Raw genomic sequence first — 18724 nt, 5'->3', positions numbered from 1 at the left:
GTTTTCAAGGCCTGGCGAAAGTCGAGGCTGAATCATGATCACCCCTTTTCGTCATTTCATACGTCATCTGCACCTGCTCTTTGACGACGCTACGCTAAGCACCACCCAGCGACAACAGCAGGCCACCCAGTTATTAAAAACGCTTGTTCAGCAACACTCCTGGTTACCCCGAGCCTACGCTGAACCCGACCCTGACCGATACCGTCAAATGCTGCTTTATGCTGATCTGCACGAACGCTTTTCAGTGCTAAGTTTTATTTGGGGCCCAGGGCAGCAAACACCTATCCATGATCACGGAGTCTGGGGGCTGGTTGGCGTTCTGCGCGGAGCCGAGATCGATCAGCGCTACAAGCCTGCTGCGGACGGAAGCTTGCACCTGATTGACGCTACGACACTTAATGAAGGCGATGTCAGCCTTATTTGTCCGCGTCAGGGCGACATACACGCCGTTAAAAATGCCTACGAAGATCAAGTCTCAATCAGCATTCATCTGTATGCCAGCAATATAGGTCGTATTGATCGCCAGCTCTATGAAAACGACGGCACAACACGACCGTTTATTTCGCGCTATCAGAACGCCTCTGTACCGAATCTGTGGTTTGAGGACTCTGACTCAATGTAAATAGTGCCCTGATGACTAAATACGGTAAACGCCGCTGGCAACGCCATGCTTGTGCATATAATCGAGCCTACACTCTGTCTTTACCGCTGGCTGCTAGCGATAGACCTTTAGGCTCCCCATGTCATCTCACGATTTACGCAACCTACTTTTATTAGCCGCAATTTGGGGCAGCTCGTTTCTATTCACACGACTGGCGGCTTTTGACTTCGGGGCCTTTCCGCTCATTCTGGTAAGGGTAGGTGCGGCAGGGCTCATGCTGTTGATCGTCATGGCCTTGCAGGGAAGGTTACATGCGCTATGGCCATACTGGCGCCCTATTGCTATGGTGGGCTTCTTGAATGCTGCCGTGCCTTTCACCTGTTATGCCTTTGCAGCCACCCGCATTGAAATCGGACTGCTATCAGTGCTCAATGCCATGACACCCTTGTTTGCTGCGCTTATTGCACGTTTATGGCTCAAAGAACAACTTAGCGGCTTGCGAGTGCTGGGTCTGGTTATCGGTTTTTTAGGCATTATTACCCTAGTTTATGACAAGCTGCATTTTGACCAGGGGGCCACGGGCTGGGCTATTTTAGCCTCATTGGTCGCCACGCTTTTTTACGGCATCGCCGCGAGCTTCTCGACTAAATACTTAAAAGGGGCCGAACCCATTGCCGTCGCTGCAGGCAGCTTAAGCTCGGCTGGCATTATGCTTGCGCCTTTTGCCTGGTGGCTATGGCCCGACACCTCTATTTCTGCTGGTGCCTGGGGCTCCGCCCTGACCCTGTCCCTGCTATGCACCGGCCTCGCCTATTTGATTTTTTATCGCCTGCTCGCCAACGTAGGCGGCGCGAAAACCGTTACCGTCACCTTCCTGGTGCCGCCTTTTGGTGTCCTTTGGGGTGTACTTTTACTGGGCGAGAAGCTCAGCTTCCAGGTCGTCGGTGGAACCGCAGTTGTGCTGTTGGGCACCTTGCTGGCAACGGGGTTTATTGGCGGGCGAGGTGCCCGGGCCTAAATCACGGAGCCGGCGTATAACTGCTGTACCCCATCATCTCCGATAGCTTTTTGGCGTAGCCATCAACGATCTGCTTGACGTCTTCCACGGGTGGCGGCGCACCCAGATCAACACGCTCCAGATAAGGAACGTTCAAACAGGCGATCACGTTGTTGTTGGAACCAAAAATAGGGTAGGCAATGTTTGTGATGCCTTTGACCTGCTGGCTGGGCGTCTCTGCATAGCCACTTTTGCGCACCTGCTCCAGCACCTTATTAAGCTGAGCAGTCGTCAACGCTGACTCGCCCTCGACAGCGCCATGCATAGCCAACATTCGATCTCTGTCGGAATCGTCCCTAAAGGCCAGAAGTACATGACCGGAGGCGGTGTCTCGCAGCCCGATCAAGGCACCCACCTTCAGGCCAAACGACCACCGCTCAGGGCTATCGATCTGGGCAATCACGACTACCCTTCCGTCTTGCACAACCGTTAAATGACAGGACTGCCGCGCCTTGGCGACAAGCTGCTTCATCAAGGGCATCGCCATGCTGACCAGCGAGCGCAACGGCATGTGCCGATGCGCCAACTCGAACATGCGAAGCGTCAGACTGTAGCGATCATTCTCGTCTACCTGCACCCAGCCCCGTCGCTCTAGCGTGACCACCATTCTGAAGATCTCGTTCATGCTGCGATCCAGCTTCTTAGAGATTTCGTTCAGAGTGTAACCGTCGTAGGAGTCCGACAATACCTCGAGGATATCCAGCCCTTTCTCTAGCGCGGGCGCGGAGTATCGCGGGGTTGCGGTTTTAGTAGCGGCAGTTTTTTTGCAGTAACCATTCGACGTTCTTGGGTAAAAATAGAGGTGGGAAAACATTCATGCATGAGATGGGCAGGAGTTCGTCCAGCGCTCTTGCCCACCTTTAGCGTTGCAGCTTTAGGTCAAAAGAAGCGCAATGGCGGGTATATACGTCACCAGGCCCAATGCCACCAGCAAAGCAATCAACAATGGCAAAGATTCTTTTAGAAATGCATTCATCGAAACACGCGTAATGTTACACACCAATAACATGACTGTCCCCACCGGAGGCGTCAGCGTACCAATGGACAGGTTCAAAATCATGACCAGTCCAAAGTGAACCGGGTCGATTCCCATTTGCATCATGACAGGCTTTAACAGCGGTACTAGCACGATGATCAGCGCTGTACCTTCGATAAACATTCCTAAACCCAAAAGAAGAATATTGACCGCTAACAAGAAAACGTATTTATTATCAGTTAACTCGCTTATCCAGCCGGCCATGGCCACCCCGGCGTGCTCCAGGGAGAACACCCAGGCTAGTGCCGAACTGGCCATAATCACCAGCATGACCGACGCTGTGGATTTCGCTGTGGTGGTCAGCGCTTGCCCTACATGGCCCAAGGTCATTTTTCGGTAAACAAAAAACCCGATAAATGCCACGATCGCAACCCCGGCCGCACCCGCTTCGGTAGGTGTAAAGATATTGGCGCGTATGCCACCGACTACCCCCACCAAAACCAGCAAGGCAGGCCAGGCGCTAAGGGTAGCGTGTCCTAGCTCGCGTGGCTTGGGCCACTCTTTACGCATAGGTTGATAGCCCCGTTTTACTGAAACGATCCATACCGCAATCATCAATAAAAAAGCACATAGCAAGCCCGGCAAAATACCGGCCATGAACATGCGGCCAATAGAGACATCGGCCACCATTCCATAAATAATAAGTGCGATGCCGGGTGGGATGATCGGCGTGACCAGGGATCCCGATGCCGTCACGGCAGCCGCAAAAGCACGGTTATAGCCCTGACGCTCCATTTCAGGCACCATCATTTTTGAGAGCATGGCCGCATCTGCCAGATTCGAGGCGCTGACGCCTCCCATCAAGGTGCTCATCGTGATGTTAGCCATCGCCATGCCACCCCTGAATTTACCCACCAATAAATTGGCTAAATGCAGAATGCGTTCGGCAACTCCTGTGTGCGAAAGCAAGGTGCCCAGCAGGATGAAAAAAGGGATGGCCAATAGTGTGCTGTTTTGAGCTGGTGCCACCAGACGCTGAACAGCTACACCAAAGGGTATGTTATTAAAAAACAAAAAATACACGACGATGGCTGTAAACATCGCCAGGTAAATACGCATGTTCAATAGCATCAGCCCAAACATAAGGGGCAATATCCACATCCAACTCATGGTGTATCTCCGGCGCTGCTAGCGTGAGCGTGACGATCAAACAGCCGCTTAAGCATTAACAGGGCAGTTGCAAAAAACCCGACAGTGACAGGTACATAGATCCAGAATAGCGAGACGCCTAATATGCGCGTCATGCGTGCCTGCACAGCGCCCGCAAGCGTCCAGCTCCACCACGCCGTAACCACTAAAACTGCGACTGACAGAAGGCTGATGCCCACGAAAAAGGCTTGTCTCAGCCTTGGTCCCATGGCTTCTGTCAAAAAGTTAATTGTCAGGTTCTCATTGTCTCGCTCGGCGAAGAACACACCGATGAATACAATCCACACCATCAGCAATCCGGACATTTCCTCTGTCCAGTGCCAGGGCGCATGCATAACGTAACGCATGAACACGCCACCGACCGTAATGCATACCAGAACGCCCAGCAGCAAGGCCAGAAAGCCGTTACCGAGCCTATCCAAAAAACGCTTCATTGTCAGACCTTATCGATAAAAGTGTGCGGCCAGCCGCGAGCCGGCCAAGTCACGCCATTACAGGCAGAGACGGGACACACGCTTCTCGCCACACACTATAGAGACAGAAGTAGAGCTTTACTTCAGCTGATCCTGGAGGGTTTGATAAAGATTAGGTGACCAGTTGGGAAACTGCTCATAAACAACCAGCGCTTTTTCTCTGAAGGCTTCGCGGTCAGGCTCGATGATTTCCACACCCTCTGCTTTCATCAGCTCCAGAATCTTCTCATCACTTTCTTTAGCGAGCTGCTGGCTATAAAGGCCTGCTTCTCTTCCTGTCTCATGAATAAGCGCCAGCTGATCCTCGGGAAGTGTGCTGAAAAAGGCTTCTCCACCCATCCATACCGCCGCCGTAGTCAGGTAATTAACCAGTGATACGTATTTAGCCGGCTCGTGCAGCTTTTGACCGTACAGGACACTTAGCGGGTTCTCGGCACCGTCAATAACACCCTGGGTCAAGGCAGGATAAACATCAGCCAGAGGCATCGGTGTAGGGGTCGCACCCATGGCTTCAAAAGCCTTGATCTGAATGGGATTGTTGGGCACGCGGATCTTCAGGCCTTTAAGATCATCCGGCGTACGAACAGGCTTTTTGGCGATGATATGACGATCACCATAGTTGTAGTTCGTAATGACCAGATGCACACCCTGCTCGCGCAGCGATTCGTTTTTTCTTTAAACCAGGGGCTTTCGTAGAGTTCAAAAAGCTTTTCGGTATTCTCAGTCAAGAAGGGACCGTAAAGCGCTGCCAGATCAGGCTCGTAATCGGCCATAAAGCCAACATCGCTAATGGTGATTACATTCATGCCCATCAAGGCCTGATCCATTACATCGCTTTTAGAACCCAGCTGCGAACTGGGATAAAGCTCTAATAGAATTTCACCATTACTGCGCTCTTTAAGCATGTCGGCCCAGTAATTCATCACCACGTCCGCCGGCTCGCCAGGGTGGTTTTCATAGGCCACCTTAATTGAGGTGGGCGCCGCCGATGTGCTAAAAGGCACGGCCATAGCCAGGGCAGCCGTCAAGGCCATTGCATACGATTTTACGTTTTTCATAGTTGTCTCCTAGACTGAGTCTTTTTTAGGGCTGAACGATACGACTGCCCCGTTTTGCGAACCAAAGCACTATGGCGAAACAGCCTAAGGGCAGCCAGAATGCTTGCTCGATTGAGCTGTTATCAGCAATCACTCCCATCACGAAGGGCGCTACAGCCCCACCTACCAGCGACATAATCAAATACGATGAGCCGCGTTTTGTCCGGCTTCCCAGTCGCTCGAGGCTCAAGGCGAAAATCGTGGGGAACATAATGGACATGAAGAGGAAAGCCAGAACCAGGGCAATAACTGACCATACCGGCACACCAGCGATCACGACGCCCATCAACACGATATTGGCCAAGGCATACCAGGCCAGCAGCACGCGCGGCGCCACGAACTTCATGATGGCGGTACTGACAAAGCGACCGATCATGTAGCACAGCATGGCTACCGACAACCAATAGGATGCTTTTGAGGCGGTCATGTTGCCCCAGTGGTCAATTGCGTAATTGATAAAAAATGCGCCTAAGCCCACCTGAGCTGCCACGTAGAAAAACAGAGTCACCACACCATTTACGTAATGGCGCTGCTTGGACAAGGGTAAAGACTGCGCCTGTTCTTTGGTTCCGGCTTCACGAATATCAGGCAAGGGGGCACGGGCTATCAATATGGCCAGCACAATCACCACCAGCGCAATCAGCACATAAGTGATGCGTACGCCATCAAAACCTGCCACTTCGGCAATCGCGCCTGTCTCGGTAGCCGTTGAACTAAAGAAGAAGGTCCCCCCGATAAGAGGACCTACAAAGCTGCCCAATCCGTTGAACGACTGCGCCAGATTCAGACGGCGTGCAGCGCCCTCTTCACTGCCCAGCACTGTGGCATAAGGATTGGCGGCAGTCTCCAGGCATCCGAGCCCTGAGGCCAGAACAAACAAGGCAAAAAGGAACATGGCAAAGCTGGCGGCTCCTGATGCGGGAATAAACAGCAGCGCCCCTACCGCGAACAGAGAAAGGCCAAGCAGAATACCCGGCTTATATCCGAAGCGCTCCATGAACATGGCAGCAGGCACCGCCACGATAAAATACGCACCAAAGTAGGCAGCCTGCAGTAGCCCCGACTGGGCTTTGCTGACATTCAAGGCATCCTGAAAATGCTTATTGAGTACGTCGAGCAATCCATACGAAAGGCCCCACATAAAAAACAAGCTGGTAATCAATATGATGGCAAGTTTGTACGAACCACCCTCCACACGGCCAAGGGTCTGATCTGCTTGGGTATTTTCCACGACTTACTCTCCGACAATCAATTTTTTACGTAACTTGGGCCAGCGCAGAATTGATAGATGCTTTTAGCTTCCATCCACTTTTCTCCTGCTGGCGTCCAAGGGGTCGGCGATTGAAATCGCCACATCAATGTTTCCCACTCTTGCACGCGCGGATCGCTGTCTTGAGCCGCTTGAAAAGCATATTGATCGAATAGAGAATCATCGGTTTGCATCACCATGCACAGCCGGGTTCCCAGGCGATAAATATCAACGCTCAGCACACCGAAGTTCTTAAACTGTGCTTCAACCTCCGGCCATACTTGTTGATGCAGGCGCTCATATTCCTGGATGGCCTGCTCATCATTTTTCAGATCGAGCATCATGCATTTCTTCATCGTTCACTCCGCTGTCAATGTTCAGGTGAGTGACCGGTCCAGATGGACATAGCCACCGTCCGGCACGACCCACTGTCCAGTGGTATGTGAGGAACGCGAGGAAAGCAGGAACACAGCGGTATCGGCAATTTCCTCAGCTGTGGTCATGCGCTTGCCCAGTGGCACATGGCGAGTGATATTGGCCTTGGCCACTTCAGGGTCATCAAAGGTCTGCAGCCAGCGCTCGTATAAAGGCGTCATGACTTCGGCAGGCAAGATAGCGTTAACCCGCACACCATCTGGCGCCAACGCCGCGGCCCACTCGCGTGTCAGGGCCAGCTGAGCACCTTTTGAAGCACAATAGCCGCTGGTATTGCCTTGACCGGTAAGTGCTGTTTTCGAGGAAATATTCAGGATATTTCCTTTGCTGCGCTTCAAGTGCTCAACGCATAAATGCGCCATGACGTAGCAGTGGATCAAGTTGCTTTCCAGCGATGCCATGAATGCCTCGCGGCCGGCATCCAGGCCAACGCCATCATTGATACCGGCGTTGTTGACCAACGCATCAATTTGGCCGAACTCAGCCACCACGCTGCTTACCGCCTCTGCACATGCAGACTCATCGCGTAAGTCGAGCTGGAAAAAACGCGGTGCAGCCCCAGTTGCCAAAAATACACTTTTCATTTCGGCACTAATGGGGGAGCGGGCAAAAATAACAACCTTTGCCCCTTCGCGTAATAACTGGGCAGAGATTGCCCCGCCGATTCCGGAAGCGCCGCCCGTGACAATCACAACCTTGTTTGCTAGATGTAAATCCATAGTTCTCTTGCTCTAAATAGAATAAAGACGGCGTGCGTTAGTGCCAAACAGCAGTTCGACTTCGGATGCTGACAGGCGGGCTTGAGCCCAGCGCTCAATCACTCCCAGCCCCATGTCGTACTCACCGCGCAGATGCGCTACAGGCCAGTCGCTGCCAAATACCACTCTTTGCGCACCAAACCACTCCAGCACTGCGTCCAAAAAAGGCCAAAACACAAGGTCGGCGTCGGCGGCAGACTTGAGCGCCGACACGTCTACTTCCGTTAACAATCCCGAAAGCTTCACGTAGACGTGAGGCAGTTCGGACAACTGCTGGAACACACTGCTCCAGCGCTGCCCCGAAGCGGATGTAATACCCGCTTCGTAATCAGGTTTAGCCAGATGATCCACGACTAAAAAATGACTATCGTTATGACGGCAAAAAGAAATAACGCCATCAAGCTGATCATGGCGTAATAACACTTCGTAAACGACGCCCTGATCCTGAATTTGTTTGAGATAGCGGTTAAAAACTGCATCTTGCATAACCGATGCCGGGAAGCTCATGTCTTGCAGCATGGCCCGTACTCCCAGGCACTGGGGATGTCCAAGCAGAACATCCATTTTTTCCTGGGCTGACTCATCAAGTAAATCTGCCCAGCCCACTACACCGGCGATACGTGACGATTGCCCAGCCAACGCAAACAGCCAGTCGTTCTCTACCCAGTCAGCACGAGCCTGCACGGCGATAGCCGCATCAAAACCATGCCTGTCGAGCAAAGAAACCGCCTGCTCAGCGTGATAGTCGCGCCTCAACATCTCCATATCAGAATCAATCCACGGAAAATCGGTGGGATTAAAGGTCCAGAAATGTTGATGCGCGTCTATTTTCACGTTGATGCTCCGACCTTAGCCTTTGAACTCGTACTCTTCGATGGATGAACGTTTCATCTCGATGGAATAGCCTGGCATTGAAGGGGCCACATAGGCGGCATTTTCAATACGGCATGGATCCACAAAATGCTCATGCAGATGATCGACGAATTCAATAACACGTCCTTCCTTGGTGCCTGCTATTGAGATGTAATCAATCATCGACAAATGCTGAACGTACTCGCACAGGCCTACGCCACCTGCATGCGGGCACACTTTCAGGCCATACTTGGCAGCCATCAGCATTACAGCCAGCACTTCGTTCACGCCACCCAAACGGCAGGCGTCGATTTGCACCACATCGACGGCGCCTTCCATGATCAACTGCTTGAACATGATCCGGTTCTGACACATTTCGCCAGTGGCGACCTGCATCTTGCCTTTCATGGCCTGGCGAATTTTGCGATGGCCTGCGATATCGTCAGGACTGGTGGGCTCTTCAATAAACCAGGGCTTAGCAAAGGCCAACTGATCCAGCCAATCGATGGCCTGATTCACTTCCCATACCTGGTTGGCGTCAATCATCAGATTGCGCGAATCGCCCAGCACCTCACGAGCAATGCGCAAACGGCGTTTGTCGTCTTCCAGATCACGGCCGACTTTCAATTTCACGTAATCGAAGCCTGCATCCACCGCCTCTTGAGCCAAACGGCGAAGTTTTTCGTCGTCGTAGCCCAGCCATCCGGCCGATGTGGTGTAGCAGGGGTAACCGTTCTGCTCCAGCTCGGCGATACGTTCAGCCTTGCCAGCCTCACGACTGCTCAGAAGCTCAAGCGCTTCTTCAGGTGTGATGCAGTCAGTGATGTAGCGGAAATCGATCAGCTTTACGATTTCTTCAGGGCTCATCTCGGCGACCAGGCGCCACACGGGCTTAGCTTCAGATTTAGCCCAAAGATCCCACATCGCGTTTACTACTGCCCCGGTGGCAAGGTGGATGGCCCCCTTGTCGGGACCGATCCAGCGCAATTGGCTGTCGCTGGTAACATGGCGCCAGAAACGCCCCATGTCCTCAGCGACCCAGGCCAGATCCAGACCCACCACCAGATGTTCCATTGCCCGGATCGCAGCGCAGCATATGTCATTGCCGCGACCAATCGTGAATGTCAGCCCGTGGCCTTCCAGCCCTTCTGTGTCGGTGTGCAGAACCACATATGCAGCCGAGTAGTCGGGGTCCAGGTTCATGGCATCTGAACCGTCTAGATTATCTGAAGTGGGGAAGCGAATATCCCTCACTTCCATTGAAGTGATTGTCGTCATTGTTTAATCCTGATTCTTAAGGCGAGATGCCACTACGCTTGAACAACTGTCTGTTGCTGTTCGCCCAGCCCTTCAATACCCAAACGTACGACATTGCCAGGCTGAAGGTAGACAGGAGGAGTCTGGCCCAGGCCTACACCCGCTGGCGTACCGGTGGAGATGACGTCACCGGGCTGCAGGCTCATGAAACGGCTCAGATAGCTCACGATGTGTGGCACGTCAAAGATCAAGTTGGCGGTGGTGCCATCCTGGTAACGCTTGCCATCGACTTCCAGCCAAAGCTTCAAATTGCCGACATCGGCCACTTCATCAGCCGTCACCAGCCAGGGTCCGATAGGACCAAAGGTGTCTGAACCCTTGCCCTTATCCCATGAACCGCCACGCTCCAGCTGAAATTCGCGCTCGGAGATGTCGTTGATAACGCAGTAACCGGCTACGTGATCCATTGCATCTTCTTCACTGATGTAACGGCCGCCTTTGCCGATCACGACGCCGAGCTCGACTTCCCAGTCGGTTTTCTTGGAGTCGCGAGGAATTTCCACGTCGTCATTGGGGCCAACGATAGCGCTGGTCCATTTTCCGAAAACGATAGGCTCTTTAGGCACCTCAGCACCGCTTTCTGCTGCATGATCAGCGTAGTTAAGGCCGATACAAATAAATTTGCCTACATTGCCCACACACGCGCCGTAACGCAGTCCGGCATCCAGCTCTGGCAATGTGCTCAAATCCACATCGCGTAATTTATTCAAGCCTTCTGGCGTCAATGCTTCACCGGCAATATCCGATACTACCGACGATAGATCACGCAACTTGCCATCTGCATCCAATGCTGCCGGCTTCTCTTGACCTTTCTCACCTACACGTAACAACTTCATTGCTTACTCCGTAATCAAATAAAAGCGACCTTCCAGGGTCTACTTAGTTGGACCATCCGCCATCAATGACATGAGTCGCACCGGTGACAAAGGCAGACTCGTCTGACGACAAGTAGACGACCAACGCTGCTACTTCTTCCGGTGTTCCCAGGCGACCTACGGGCTGACGGGCAACAAATGCTTGGCGCACAGCCTCTTGATCGGCGCCTGAAAGCTCCGCTTGCACGTTAATGCGTTCGTTTAACGACGGGGATTGAATGGTGCCTGGACATATCACGTTGCAACGTACGCCGTTGGCAACAAAATCAGCCGCAACCGCCTTGGTCAACCCGATAACAGCGGCTTTGGATGTGCCGTATACAAAACGGTTTGGCACACCTTTTACGCTGGATGCTGCAGAAGCCATGTTGATGATCGAGCCGGCCCCATGTTGAATCATGGCAGGCACGAAGGCCTTGATCATGTGGAACATCGACTTCACGTTGAGATCCATGCTGAAGTCGAAATCGGCTTCAGTCGAGTCCAGGATAGAGCCGCTAGCCACATAGCCCGCGCAGTTAAACAAAATATCAATACGCCCGGCTTGCTGGGCGAAAGCATTGATCGCTTCGGCATCACGCACGTTCAATACGGCGGTTTTTACGTTCACACCCGCTGCTTCGGCTTCTGCGCGTAACTCAGCCAAGGCCGACTCGTTAATATCTGTTGCCCAAACTGTTGCGCCTTCTTTGGCAAGCGCCAGGACGCTTGCGCGTCCAATGCCTTGTCCAGCAGCCGTTACAACAGCAGTTTTATTAGCCACTCTAGCGGTCATGAAACCCCCATCAATAAAAGTAAGTTTCACATATGAAATCATATAGACGAAAAAAACTCTAGCTCCAGTTCTACTTTAAGGCTGAAATATAGGGAAACCCCTAGTAAACCAGTCTGGATCCCTAGTGACACTGTTTTATGCTTGCTCATTGATTTACAACGGAAAAACCCCGTTAACGTGATATTAACGGGGTTAAAGACAAGTGCTGCTTTCAGGCACTAAAAGCTAATCACAAATCGTAGCTCGGCCGCTGAAGCAGAGCTGCCTCCAGCGCTCAAACACGCTCAAAAATACCCGCCATTCCCATGCCGGTGCCGACGCACATGGTCAGCATGCCATAATCCAGATTATGCCGACGCAACCCGTGTATGACCGTTGCTGCACGGATCGCCCCCGTAGCACCCAGCGGATGCCCAAGCGCAATCGCACCGCCCATGGGATTGATCACGTCCGGATTTAAATCGAGATCGCGTATCACCGCCAGAGACTGCGCAGCAAACGCCTCATTCAGTTCAATCCACCCTAACTGATCCGCCCGTAGCCCAGCTTGCTTTAATGCCATCGGAATCGCCACCTTGGGGCCGATGCCCATGATTTCGGGTGGTACGCCCCGCACCGCCGACGTTACAAAACGCGCCAAAGGCGTAAGCTTATGCTCTTTCAGCGCTTTCTCGGAAACCACCAGCAGCGCGCCCGCCCCGTCCGACGTTTGAGAGCTATTTCCAGCCGTGACCGAACCGCGTGCTGCAAAAACCGGACGTAACTTTGCCAGCGCTTCCAGACTGGTATCAGCGCGGGGCCCTTCGTCCAGCGAAACGGTTTGGGTGTGCAAGTCGATTTGGCCTGTTTCAAGATTAGGCACCCGGCGGGTGACCTCGACAGGAAGCATTTCGTCGTTAAACTCACCTTTTTGCTGGGCCGCCAGAGCCTTTTGATGAGAGGCTAGAGCAAAGGCATCTTGATCTTCGCGCGATACCTTCCACTGCTTTGCCACCTGCTCGGCTGTTAAACCCATGCCATAGGCAATCCCCAGGTTCTCATCATGAGCGAAGATCTCCGGGCTGAACGACGTGCTTACCCCCATGGTAGGCACCTGGCTCATCGACTCTGTGCCAGCGGCAATCAGAATATCGGCTTCGCCCGTACGGATACGGTCGGCAGCCATGGCTATGGCGCTTAATCCAGATGCACAAAAACGGTTCACGGTAATACCACCCACCGTATCCGGCAAAATCGACAATAATGCGCCAATACGGGCGACGTTCAGGCCCTGAGGCCCCTCTGGGATCGCACATCCGACAATGGCATCTTCCACCACTGCAGGATCCAGATTCGGTACCTGTGCCAGCAAACCATTGATTACCGTTGCCAGCAGCTCATCAGGGCGAGTGTGCATAAACACACCTCGAGGCGCTTTGCCAATAGGTGTACGGGTCGCCGCCACAATGTATGCTTGTTGTAATTGACTCATCACAAAACTCCTTTCTAGTGGCAACCTTAGTTTCGTACGGGTTTTCCGGTTTTCAGCATGCCCATGATTCGCTCCTGCGTTTTGGGCTGCACAAGCAGAGCCAGGAAGGCCTCTCGCTCAAGACGCAATATCCATTCTTCGTCCACCAGAGAACCTGGATCCACATCGCCCCCACACATAACATAAGCAACCTTCGAGGCTATCTCAAAGTCGTAGTCCGAAATGAAGCCGCCCACGCGCATATTGTGCAGCTGTGCCTGCAAAGTGGCGATGGCGTCACGCCCTGCCACCGGAAATGACTGTGCCAGAGGCGGGCGCCAACCGCTATTCGCCAGGGCTCGTGCCATGCTGACTGCAACGTACAACAGCTCATTGCGGTTCATGACCAAGGTGTCGGATTCACGTAAATATCCCAACTGCTGGGCTTCAACGGCGGAGCTTGATACCTGCGCACTGACTACTGCCAAGGCAAAGCGCTTCAAATAGGCCAACAGAGGCGCATCAGGCGCGCCCTGCTGCAACTCGGCAGCGCGGCGCGCGCAGTAGGCCAAACCGCCTGCACCAGGCACCAGGCCGATCCCCACCTCAACCAGACCAATATAGGTTTCCAGATGGGCAACGCGATGGGCACAATGCACCGATAGCTCGCAACCACCGCCCAGCGCCATCCCGGCCAAGGCCGCCACCACAGGAACCTGGGCATAGCGCAAACGAAGCACCATTTCCTGCATGCGCTTTTCTATAGGCTCTACCGCACTCGCCCCTCCTTGCTCGAAGATGGGCAAGATGGCTTTTAAATCGGCTCCTGCTGAAAAAGGCTCGCCTTGCTGCCCGATTACCAAGGCAGCATAGTCGCTCTCTGCCAGCTCAACGGCGCGGATAATGCCATCAACCACACCAGGACTCAGTGTGTGCATCCGCGTTTTAAAGGACAGCAGCAGCACGCCCTTGGCTTCAGGATGCTCTACTGTCCAGGCCCGCACAGCGTCATCCTCAAAAACGGTATGCGTTTGCTGTTGCGCTGCCTCGCCCACTTGCAGGGGAGCCAGCCACTGGCGTTTATACACAGCCAGCTCGCTGCGCCCCTGAAACTGCTGTGTCTTCGGATTCCACGAACCCCTTACATTTTGTACCCCTTGAGCCTGCGCTACCGGGCCTTCCGTTACCCAGGCGGGCAACGGCGCCTGGCTCAGGGTTTTGCCATTGCGGATATCTTCAGCTATCCAGTGGGCAACTTTCTTCCAGCCCGCCGCCTGCCAAATTTCAAAAGGCCCCTGACTGTGCCCAAAGCCCCACTTCATGGCCAAATCCAAATCACGCGCGGTCTCGGCAATGTCGTGCAGATGCACGGCGCTATAGTGAAAGGTATCGCGCAACACTGCCCACACGAATTGCGCCTGTGGGTGACTTGAGTCACGCAAACCTTGCAGACGCTTAGCGGGATCACGTTCGGACAACAGCTTCAAGACCTCATCATCCACCTTCGTATCAGCAGCTACGTATTCACCCGTGCTTGGGTCAATCCGTAAAATGTCACGGCCAACTTTCTTGTAGAAGCCTGCGCCTGATTTTTGTCCCAACGCTCCTTTTTCAACGAGTGCTTTCACCACCGGCGGCAAAGCAAAATGAGCGTAAAAAGGATCACTTTGCAGTTGGGACTCCATCGTTCCCACCACATGCGCCAAGGTATCCAGCCCCACGACATCAGCCGTTCGGTAGGTGCCTGATTTGGCTCGTCCCAGCTTAGTGCCGGTGAGTTCATCTACCTGCTCGTAATTAAGCCCAAATTGCTCAGCCTGCTTAAAAACTGACAAAATACCAAATACACCAATGCGGTTACCGATAAAGTTCGGCGTGTCTTTAGCCCGTATCACCCCTTTCCCCAAACGGCTGACCAGAAAAGTCTCCAGCACATCGAGGTAATCCGCTTCAGTTTGCTCGGTGGGGATAAGCTCCACTAATGACATATAGCGCGGTGGATTGAAAAAGTGCACACCGCAAAAACGATGACGCAACGCTTCGGGTAGGGCTTCAGACAAGCTTCCGATCGACAGCCCTGATGTATTGCTGGCAATGATGGCATGCTGGCTGATTGCAGGAGCCAGCTTGCGGTAGAGGTCGCGCTTCCAATCCAGCCGTTCGGCAATGGCCTCAATGATCAGGTCGCACCCGGCCAGCAAGTGCAGATCATCATCATAGTTTGCAGGTGTTATCAATTTGGCGAACTCTGGCACGGCCAAAGGAGCAGGCCGGAGTTTGATGAGATTGGCGATAGCCCCTTCGACAATGGCATTCTTTTTGCCTTTCTCTGACGCTAAATCGAACAATACAACGGGAACACCGGCGTTGATACAATGGGCGGCTATTTGCGCTCCCATGACCCCTGCCCCACACACAGCCACGCGTCGGATCGGAGAGCCGCGTGAGAGCATATCGGACGTTGAAGCTGAAGGACTGGCTGGCATAAAGCAATTCTCCACAACGTAAGTTTGGACCTAACATATAAAAGCCGAAACCGTGCCTGCCTTTCAATCGCGACAGCAACACAGGGCTTCACGTTTCTATGATAGTAGAGTAGCGATGAGCTTAAATAAGCATTTTCATTACTTTACACAGTATTCAAACGTTTGTTTGAATGGGGTTTGCCCTAGTTTCAGCAAGCATCCATCGCCACGCATACTTCAGAACACCGCTTGCTCCCGGCCAGTGGTGTTCCTTTGATGCAGGGCTTTTGGCCTACGCCATGACAGAATCATCTCCTACCTTCATTTTCTGGAGCCGCAGTGCCTGATGTCTCTACCCCCAAGTCTCCCTTACCGACTGCACCACAACTGTTCTTTTTATTCGCCCGTATCGGTTTAAGCAGCTTCGGTGGCGGGCTGAGCGGATGGCTTATGCGCGAAGTTGTTACTAAACACAACTGGATGAGCCAGCAAGATTTTCTAAGCGGCCTGGCCTTATCCCAAGCGTTACCAGGATTAAATGTCGTTAACTTGTCGGTCTGGATAGGCTATAAGCTGCGAGGTCGCAATGGCGCCTTCGCAGCCAGTTGCGGAATGGTTATACCGGCCCTGATTCTCGCCGTGGCGCTGGCGATGGCGTATGAGAATTTTGCTCATAATAAAACGGTCTCCCTGGTAATGGCAGGCATTGCAGCCGCCGCGATCGGACTTTCTCTGGAAATGGGTATTCGCGCTACGCGTTATGCCAGCAACGGCTTAATTCCGATTGCCATTATTGCAGGCATGCTTATTTCAATTACCGTTTTGGAATGGAGTTTAATTACAGTAACAGCCGTCGCCGCGCCCATTTCGATTATGGTGGCGTGGCTTCGTTTACGAGGTAAATAATGCTCACCGTATTGCTGCAATTGCTGCGTATATTCTTACCCCTGTCTTTTCTTACAATCGGCGGTGGCCAAAGCATCATTCCGGCTATTCATTACCAGTCGGTCGAGGTTCACCAATGGGTTAGCAATCGTGAGTTTCTCGATCTTTTTGCCCTGACACGCCTGACCCCGGGGCCCAAATCGCTATTGGTCAGTTTAATTGGGTGGAAAGCCGCCGGGCTGCTGGGTGCTGCCGTCGCAACCTTTGCTATTTTCGTGCCTTCAGCCGTGTTAGTGTATTTTCTCGCTAAAATATGGCAGCGTTACGAGGCTACCCTGGCACTGCGTGCGATCGAGCAGGGTTTGGCGCCAGTGGCCGCCGGCATGATTCTCGCGGCAACCGCTACTATTCTGAAAGCAGCAGAGGGTGGCATATGGGCGTGGTCCACTGCCATTGTTGCTGCTATTTTGTTACTTCGTACCCGTATAAATCCCTTTATCCTGTTGGCATCAGGCGGGTTGATCTTCTACCTTGCCCAGCCTGCGCTGTAATCGTTTTTGTCCGTCTGCTATTAGCCTTAATTGGCTTAGCAGTTACAATAGCTTGTTTTTCCCCAACGATTTTAACGCCCATGAGCCCTGAAACCCCTACGTCTGACAGTGTCTTACGCTTCGAATCCGCCTCGTTGGGATACGGCGACTTCACGGTGCTTGATGATATCAACATCGAGGTTAAACGCGGGCAAGTGGTTGCCATGATGGGCGGCTCAGGCTCTGGAAAAACAACACTTTTGCGAGCAGCCACGCGCCAAATTCTTCCGCAAAAGGGGGTAGTCCGGGCTTTCGGTGCTGACCTTGCCACGCTCAACAACGAGCAATTGCATAAAACACGCCAGCGCATGGGTGTGTTGTTTCAGCAAGGCGCTCTTTTCACTGATTTGAATGTTTTTGAAAATGTAGCCTTTCCATTACGCGAACACACCCGAATATCGGAAGCCCAGATTGTCAGCCGGGTTCTAGAGAAGCTTGAGGCCGTAGGTTTGCATGCCGCAGCCCATCTGCAAATTTCCGAGATTTCTGGCGGCATGGCCAGACGCGTCGCTTTAGCACGCGCCATTGTGCTTGAACCTGAACTTATCCTGTACGACGAGCCTTTTGCCGGCCTTGATCCTATCTCATTGGGCATTACCGCCAAACTCATTCGTGATTTAACCGACAGGCTTAATTGTGCCTCGATTCTGATTAGCCACGACGTGCCGGAATCATTTACTATTGCTGACCACGTTTATATCGTGGGCCAAGGTAAATTAATTAGTCACGGTACGCCTAGCCAGCTTGAGAGTTCAGACGATCCCTATATACAACAGTTCTTGCAAGGCGAGCCCGACGGCCCCATTGCGTTCAACTATCCTCGCACACCCGCTTTCGAGCAGTGGCTGCAAAAAAATCAACCGCGTCCATGACTAAACTTCTTTCGCCGATTACTGCGCTTGGTAAACTGGTTCGTCATAGCATTTCTAGCTTGGGCGCTTTTTTCCGTCTGTTCATCACCATTCTTGGTCGTTCAGATGTTGTATTTAAACGTCCAGGCCTGATTTCACAGCAAGTCCATTTCATTGGCAATTACTCACTGCTGATTATTGCTGTTTCCGGCTTGTTTGTCGGCTTTGTTCTGGGCCTGCAGGGCTACTACACACTGAATCGTTACGGCTCCGAAGAAGCGTTGGGCCTGCTGGTCGCGCTGTCGCTCACTCGTGAGCTTGGACCAGTGGTAACCGCACTGCTGTTCGCCGGTCGGGCAGGCACCTCATTGACGGCTGAAATCGGTCTCATGAGAGCCGGCGAGCAGTTAGCCGCCATGGAAGTCATGGCTGTTGATCCAATCCGCCGTGTATTAACTCCGCGCTTTTGGGGCGGTGTCATTGCCATGCCTATCCTGGCGGCAGTGTTTTCAGCGGTCGGGGTTATTGGCGGCTGGATCGTCGGTGTTTTAATGATTGGTATCGACCCCGGTTCGTTCTGGTCACAAATGCAATCTGGCGTTGATGTTGTCGACGACGTGTTAAACGGGGTGATCAAAAGCCTCGTATTCGGAGTCGTCGTCACACTCATCGCTCTGTATACGGGCTGGACAGCGCGCCCGACCCCCGAAGGGGTGTCACGTGCCACCACCCGCACTGTGGTGGCAGGCTCACTCGCAGTATTAGGCCTCGACTTCCTGCTTACTGCACTGATGTTCGGCAATTAATTT

At 52.9% G+C, this 18724-nt stretch carries 20 protein-coding genes; 6 read left to right on the top strand and 14 right to left on the bottom strand.

Features of this window, described 5'->3' with window-relative positions:
* Nucleotides 1–34 precede the first annotated feature (34 nt).
* Together L1889_RS17000 and L1889_RS16995 are read left to right on the top strand one after the other, a co-directional pair.
* Nucleotides 35–622 carry a cysteine dioxygenase family protein gene (locus L1889_RS17000; protein ID WP_238666201.1) on the top strand — a complete coding sequence of 196 codons (588 nt, stop codon included), beginning with the start codon at nucleotides 35–37 and terminating at the stop codon, nucleotides 620–622.
* Between the two features lie 118 nt (nucleotides 623–740).
* The gene (locus L1889_RS16995; protein WP_238666200.1) at nucleotides 741–1619 is read left to right on the top strand and encodes a DMT family transporter; all 879 of its coding nucleotides are present in this window, start codon (nucleotides 741–743) and stop codon (nucleotides 1617–1619) included.
* 1 nt (nucleotide 1620) lies between these two features.
* On the opposite strand, the gene L1889_RS16990 is transcribed toward L1889_RS16995, so the two are convergent.
* From L1889_RS16990 to L1889_RS16930, 14 genes are all read right to left on the bottom strand, one after another.
* On the bottom strand, nucleotides 1621–2472 hold the full coding sequence (locus tag L1889_RS16990; RefSeq protein ID WP_238666199.1) for an IclR family transcriptional regulator: 852 nt from the start codon (nucleotides 2470–2472) through the stop codon (nucleotides 1621–1623).
* A 60-nt stretch (nucleotides 2473–2532) separates the two neighbouring features.
* Complete coding sequence (locus L1889_RS16985) at nucleotides 2533–3804, bottom strand: TRAP transporter large permease (protein WP_238666198.1); 1272 nt, start codon at nucleotides 3802–3804, stop codon at nucleotides 2533–2535.
* Nucleotides 3801–4277 (bottom strand): TRAP transporter small permease, encoded by a 477-nt coding sequence (locus L1889_RS16980; protein WP_238666197.1) that lies wholly within the window; start codon nucleotides 4275–4277, stop codon nucleotides 3801–3803. The genes L1889_RS16985 and L1889_RS16980 overlap by 4 nt, the downstream gene beginning before the upstream one ends.
* A gap of 117 nt (nucleotides 4278–4394) precedes the next feature.
* Nucleotides 4395–4961, bottom strand: coding sequence for a TRAP transporter substrate-binding protein DctP (gene dctP, locus L1889_RS16975; RefSeq protein ID WP_308217698.1), 567 nt, complete (start codon nucleotides 4959–4961; stop codon nucleotides 4395–4397).
* Nucleotides 4871–5374: a type 2 periplasmic-binding domain-containing protein gene (locus L1889_RS18610; protein WP_257794032.1), complete on the bottom strand. Its 504-nt coding sequence runs from the start codon at nucleotides 5372–5374 to the stop codon at nucleotides 4871–4873. The genes dctP and L1889_RS18610 overlap by 91 nt, the downstream gene beginning before the upstream one ends.
* Nucleotides 5375–5399: 25 nt before the next feature.
* Nucleotides 5400–6644: an L-fucose:H+ symporter permease gene (fucP, locus tag L1889_RS16970; RefSeq protein ID WP_238666196.1), complete on the bottom strand. Its 1245-nt coding sequence runs from the start codon at nucleotides 6642–6644 to the stop codon at nucleotides 5400–5402.
* A 17-nt stretch (nucleotides 6645–6661) separates the two neighbouring features.
* The gene (locus tag L1889_RS16965) at nucleotides 6662–7006 is read right to left on the bottom strand and encodes an L-rhamnose mutarotase (protein ID WP_308217697.1); all 345 of its coding nucleotides are present in this window, start codon (nucleotides 7004–7006) and stop codon (nucleotides 6662–6664) included.
* A gap of 33 nt (nucleotides 7007–7039) precedes the next feature.
* Complete coding sequence (locus L1889_RS16960) at nucleotides 7040–7816, bottom strand: L-fucose dehydrogenase (RefSeq protein ID WP_238666194.1); 777 nt, start codon at nucleotides 7814–7816, stop codon at nucleotides 7040–7042.
* Between the two features lie 12 nt (nucleotides 7817–7828).
* Nucleotides 7829–8689: an amidohydrolase family protein gene (locus tag L1889_RS16955; RefSeq protein WP_238666193.1), complete on the bottom strand. Its 861-nt coding sequence runs from the start codon at nucleotides 8687–8689 to the stop codon at nucleotides 7829–7831.
* 15 nt (nucleotides 8690–8704) lie between these two features.
* Entirely contained in the window at nucleotides 8705–9985 is a 1281-nt protein-coding gene (locus tag L1889_RS16950) for an L-fuconate dehydratase (protein WP_238666192.1), read from the bottom strand.
* 32 nt (nucleotides 9986–10017) lie between these two features.
* Nucleotides 10018–10860: a fumarylacetoacetate hydrolase family protein gene (locus L1889_RS16945; protein ID WP_238666191.1), complete on the bottom strand. Its 843-nt coding sequence runs from the start codon at nucleotides 10858–10860 to the stop codon at nucleotides 10018–10020.
* 43 nt (nucleotides 10861–10903) lie between these two features.
* Nucleotides 10904–11674, bottom strand: coding sequence for an SDR family oxidoreductase (locus tag L1889_RS16940; protein ID WP_238666190.1), 771 nt, complete (start codon nucleotides 11672–11674; stop codon nucleotides 10904–10906).
* Between the two features lie 274 nt (nucleotides 11675–11948).
* The gene (locus tag L1889_RS16935) at nucleotides 11949–13148 is read right to left on the bottom strand and encodes an acetyl-CoA C-acyltransferase (RefSeq protein ID WP_238666189.1); all 1200 of its coding nucleotides are present in this window, start codon (nucleotides 13146–13148) and stop codon (nucleotides 11949–11951) included.
* 23 nt (nucleotides 13149–13171) lie between these two features.
* On the bottom strand, nucleotides 13172–15610 hold the full coding sequence (locus L1889_RS16930; protein WP_238666188.1) for a 3-hydroxyacyl-CoA dehydrogenase/enoyl-CoA hydratase family protein: 2439 nt from the start codon (nucleotides 15608–15610) through the stop codon (nucleotides 13172–13174).
* Nucleotides 15611–15928: 318 nt separating this feature from the next.
* Here L1889_RS16930 and L1889_RS16925 point away from each other — a divergent pair, with 318 nt between their 5' ends.
* The 4 genes from L1889_RS16925 to mlaE all read left to right on the top strand — a co-directional run bounded on the left by L1889_RS16925 (nucleotide 15929) and on the right by mlaE (nucleotide 18721).
* Nucleotides 15929–16495: a chromate transporter gene (locus L1889_RS16925; protein WP_238666187.1), complete on the top strand. Its 567-nt coding sequence runs from the start codon at nucleotides 15929–15931 to the stop codon at nucleotides 16493–16495.
* A complete protein-coding gene (locus L1889_RS16920; protein WP_238666186.1) occupies nucleotides 16495–17025 on the top strand; it encodes a chromate transporter in 531 nt (176 codons plus the stop codon). The genes L1889_RS16925 and L1889_RS16920 overlap by 1 nt, the downstream gene beginning before the upstream one ends.
* A gap of 80 nt (nucleotides 17026–17105) precedes the next feature.
* Nucleotides 17106–17936, top strand: a complete 831-nt coding sequence (locus L1889_RS16915; protein ID WP_238666185.1) for an ABC transporter ATP-binding protein — start codon at nucleotides 17106–17108, stop codon at nucleotides 17934–17936.
* Nucleotides 17933–18721: a lipid asymmetry maintenance ABC transporter permease subunit MlaE gene (mlaE, locus tag L1889_RS16910; protein WP_238666184.1), complete on the top strand. Its 789-nt coding sequence runs from the start codon at nucleotides 17933–17935 to the stop codon at nucleotides 18719–18721. Before L1889_RS16915 ends, mlaE begins: the two co-directional genes overlap by 4 nt.
* Nucleotides 18722–18724: the final 3 nt, after the last annotated feature.

It is taken from the genome of Paenalcaligenes niemegkensis (assembly GCF_022230885.1).
GTDB classification, from domain to species: domain Bacteria; phylum Pseudomonadota; class Gammaproteobacteria; order Burkholderiales; family Burkholderiaceae_B; genus Paenalcaligenes; species Paenalcaligenes niemegkensis.
The sequence above is the reverse complement of the archived record's forward strand: the minus strand, read 5'-3'. Positions and strand labels throughout refer to the sequence as shown.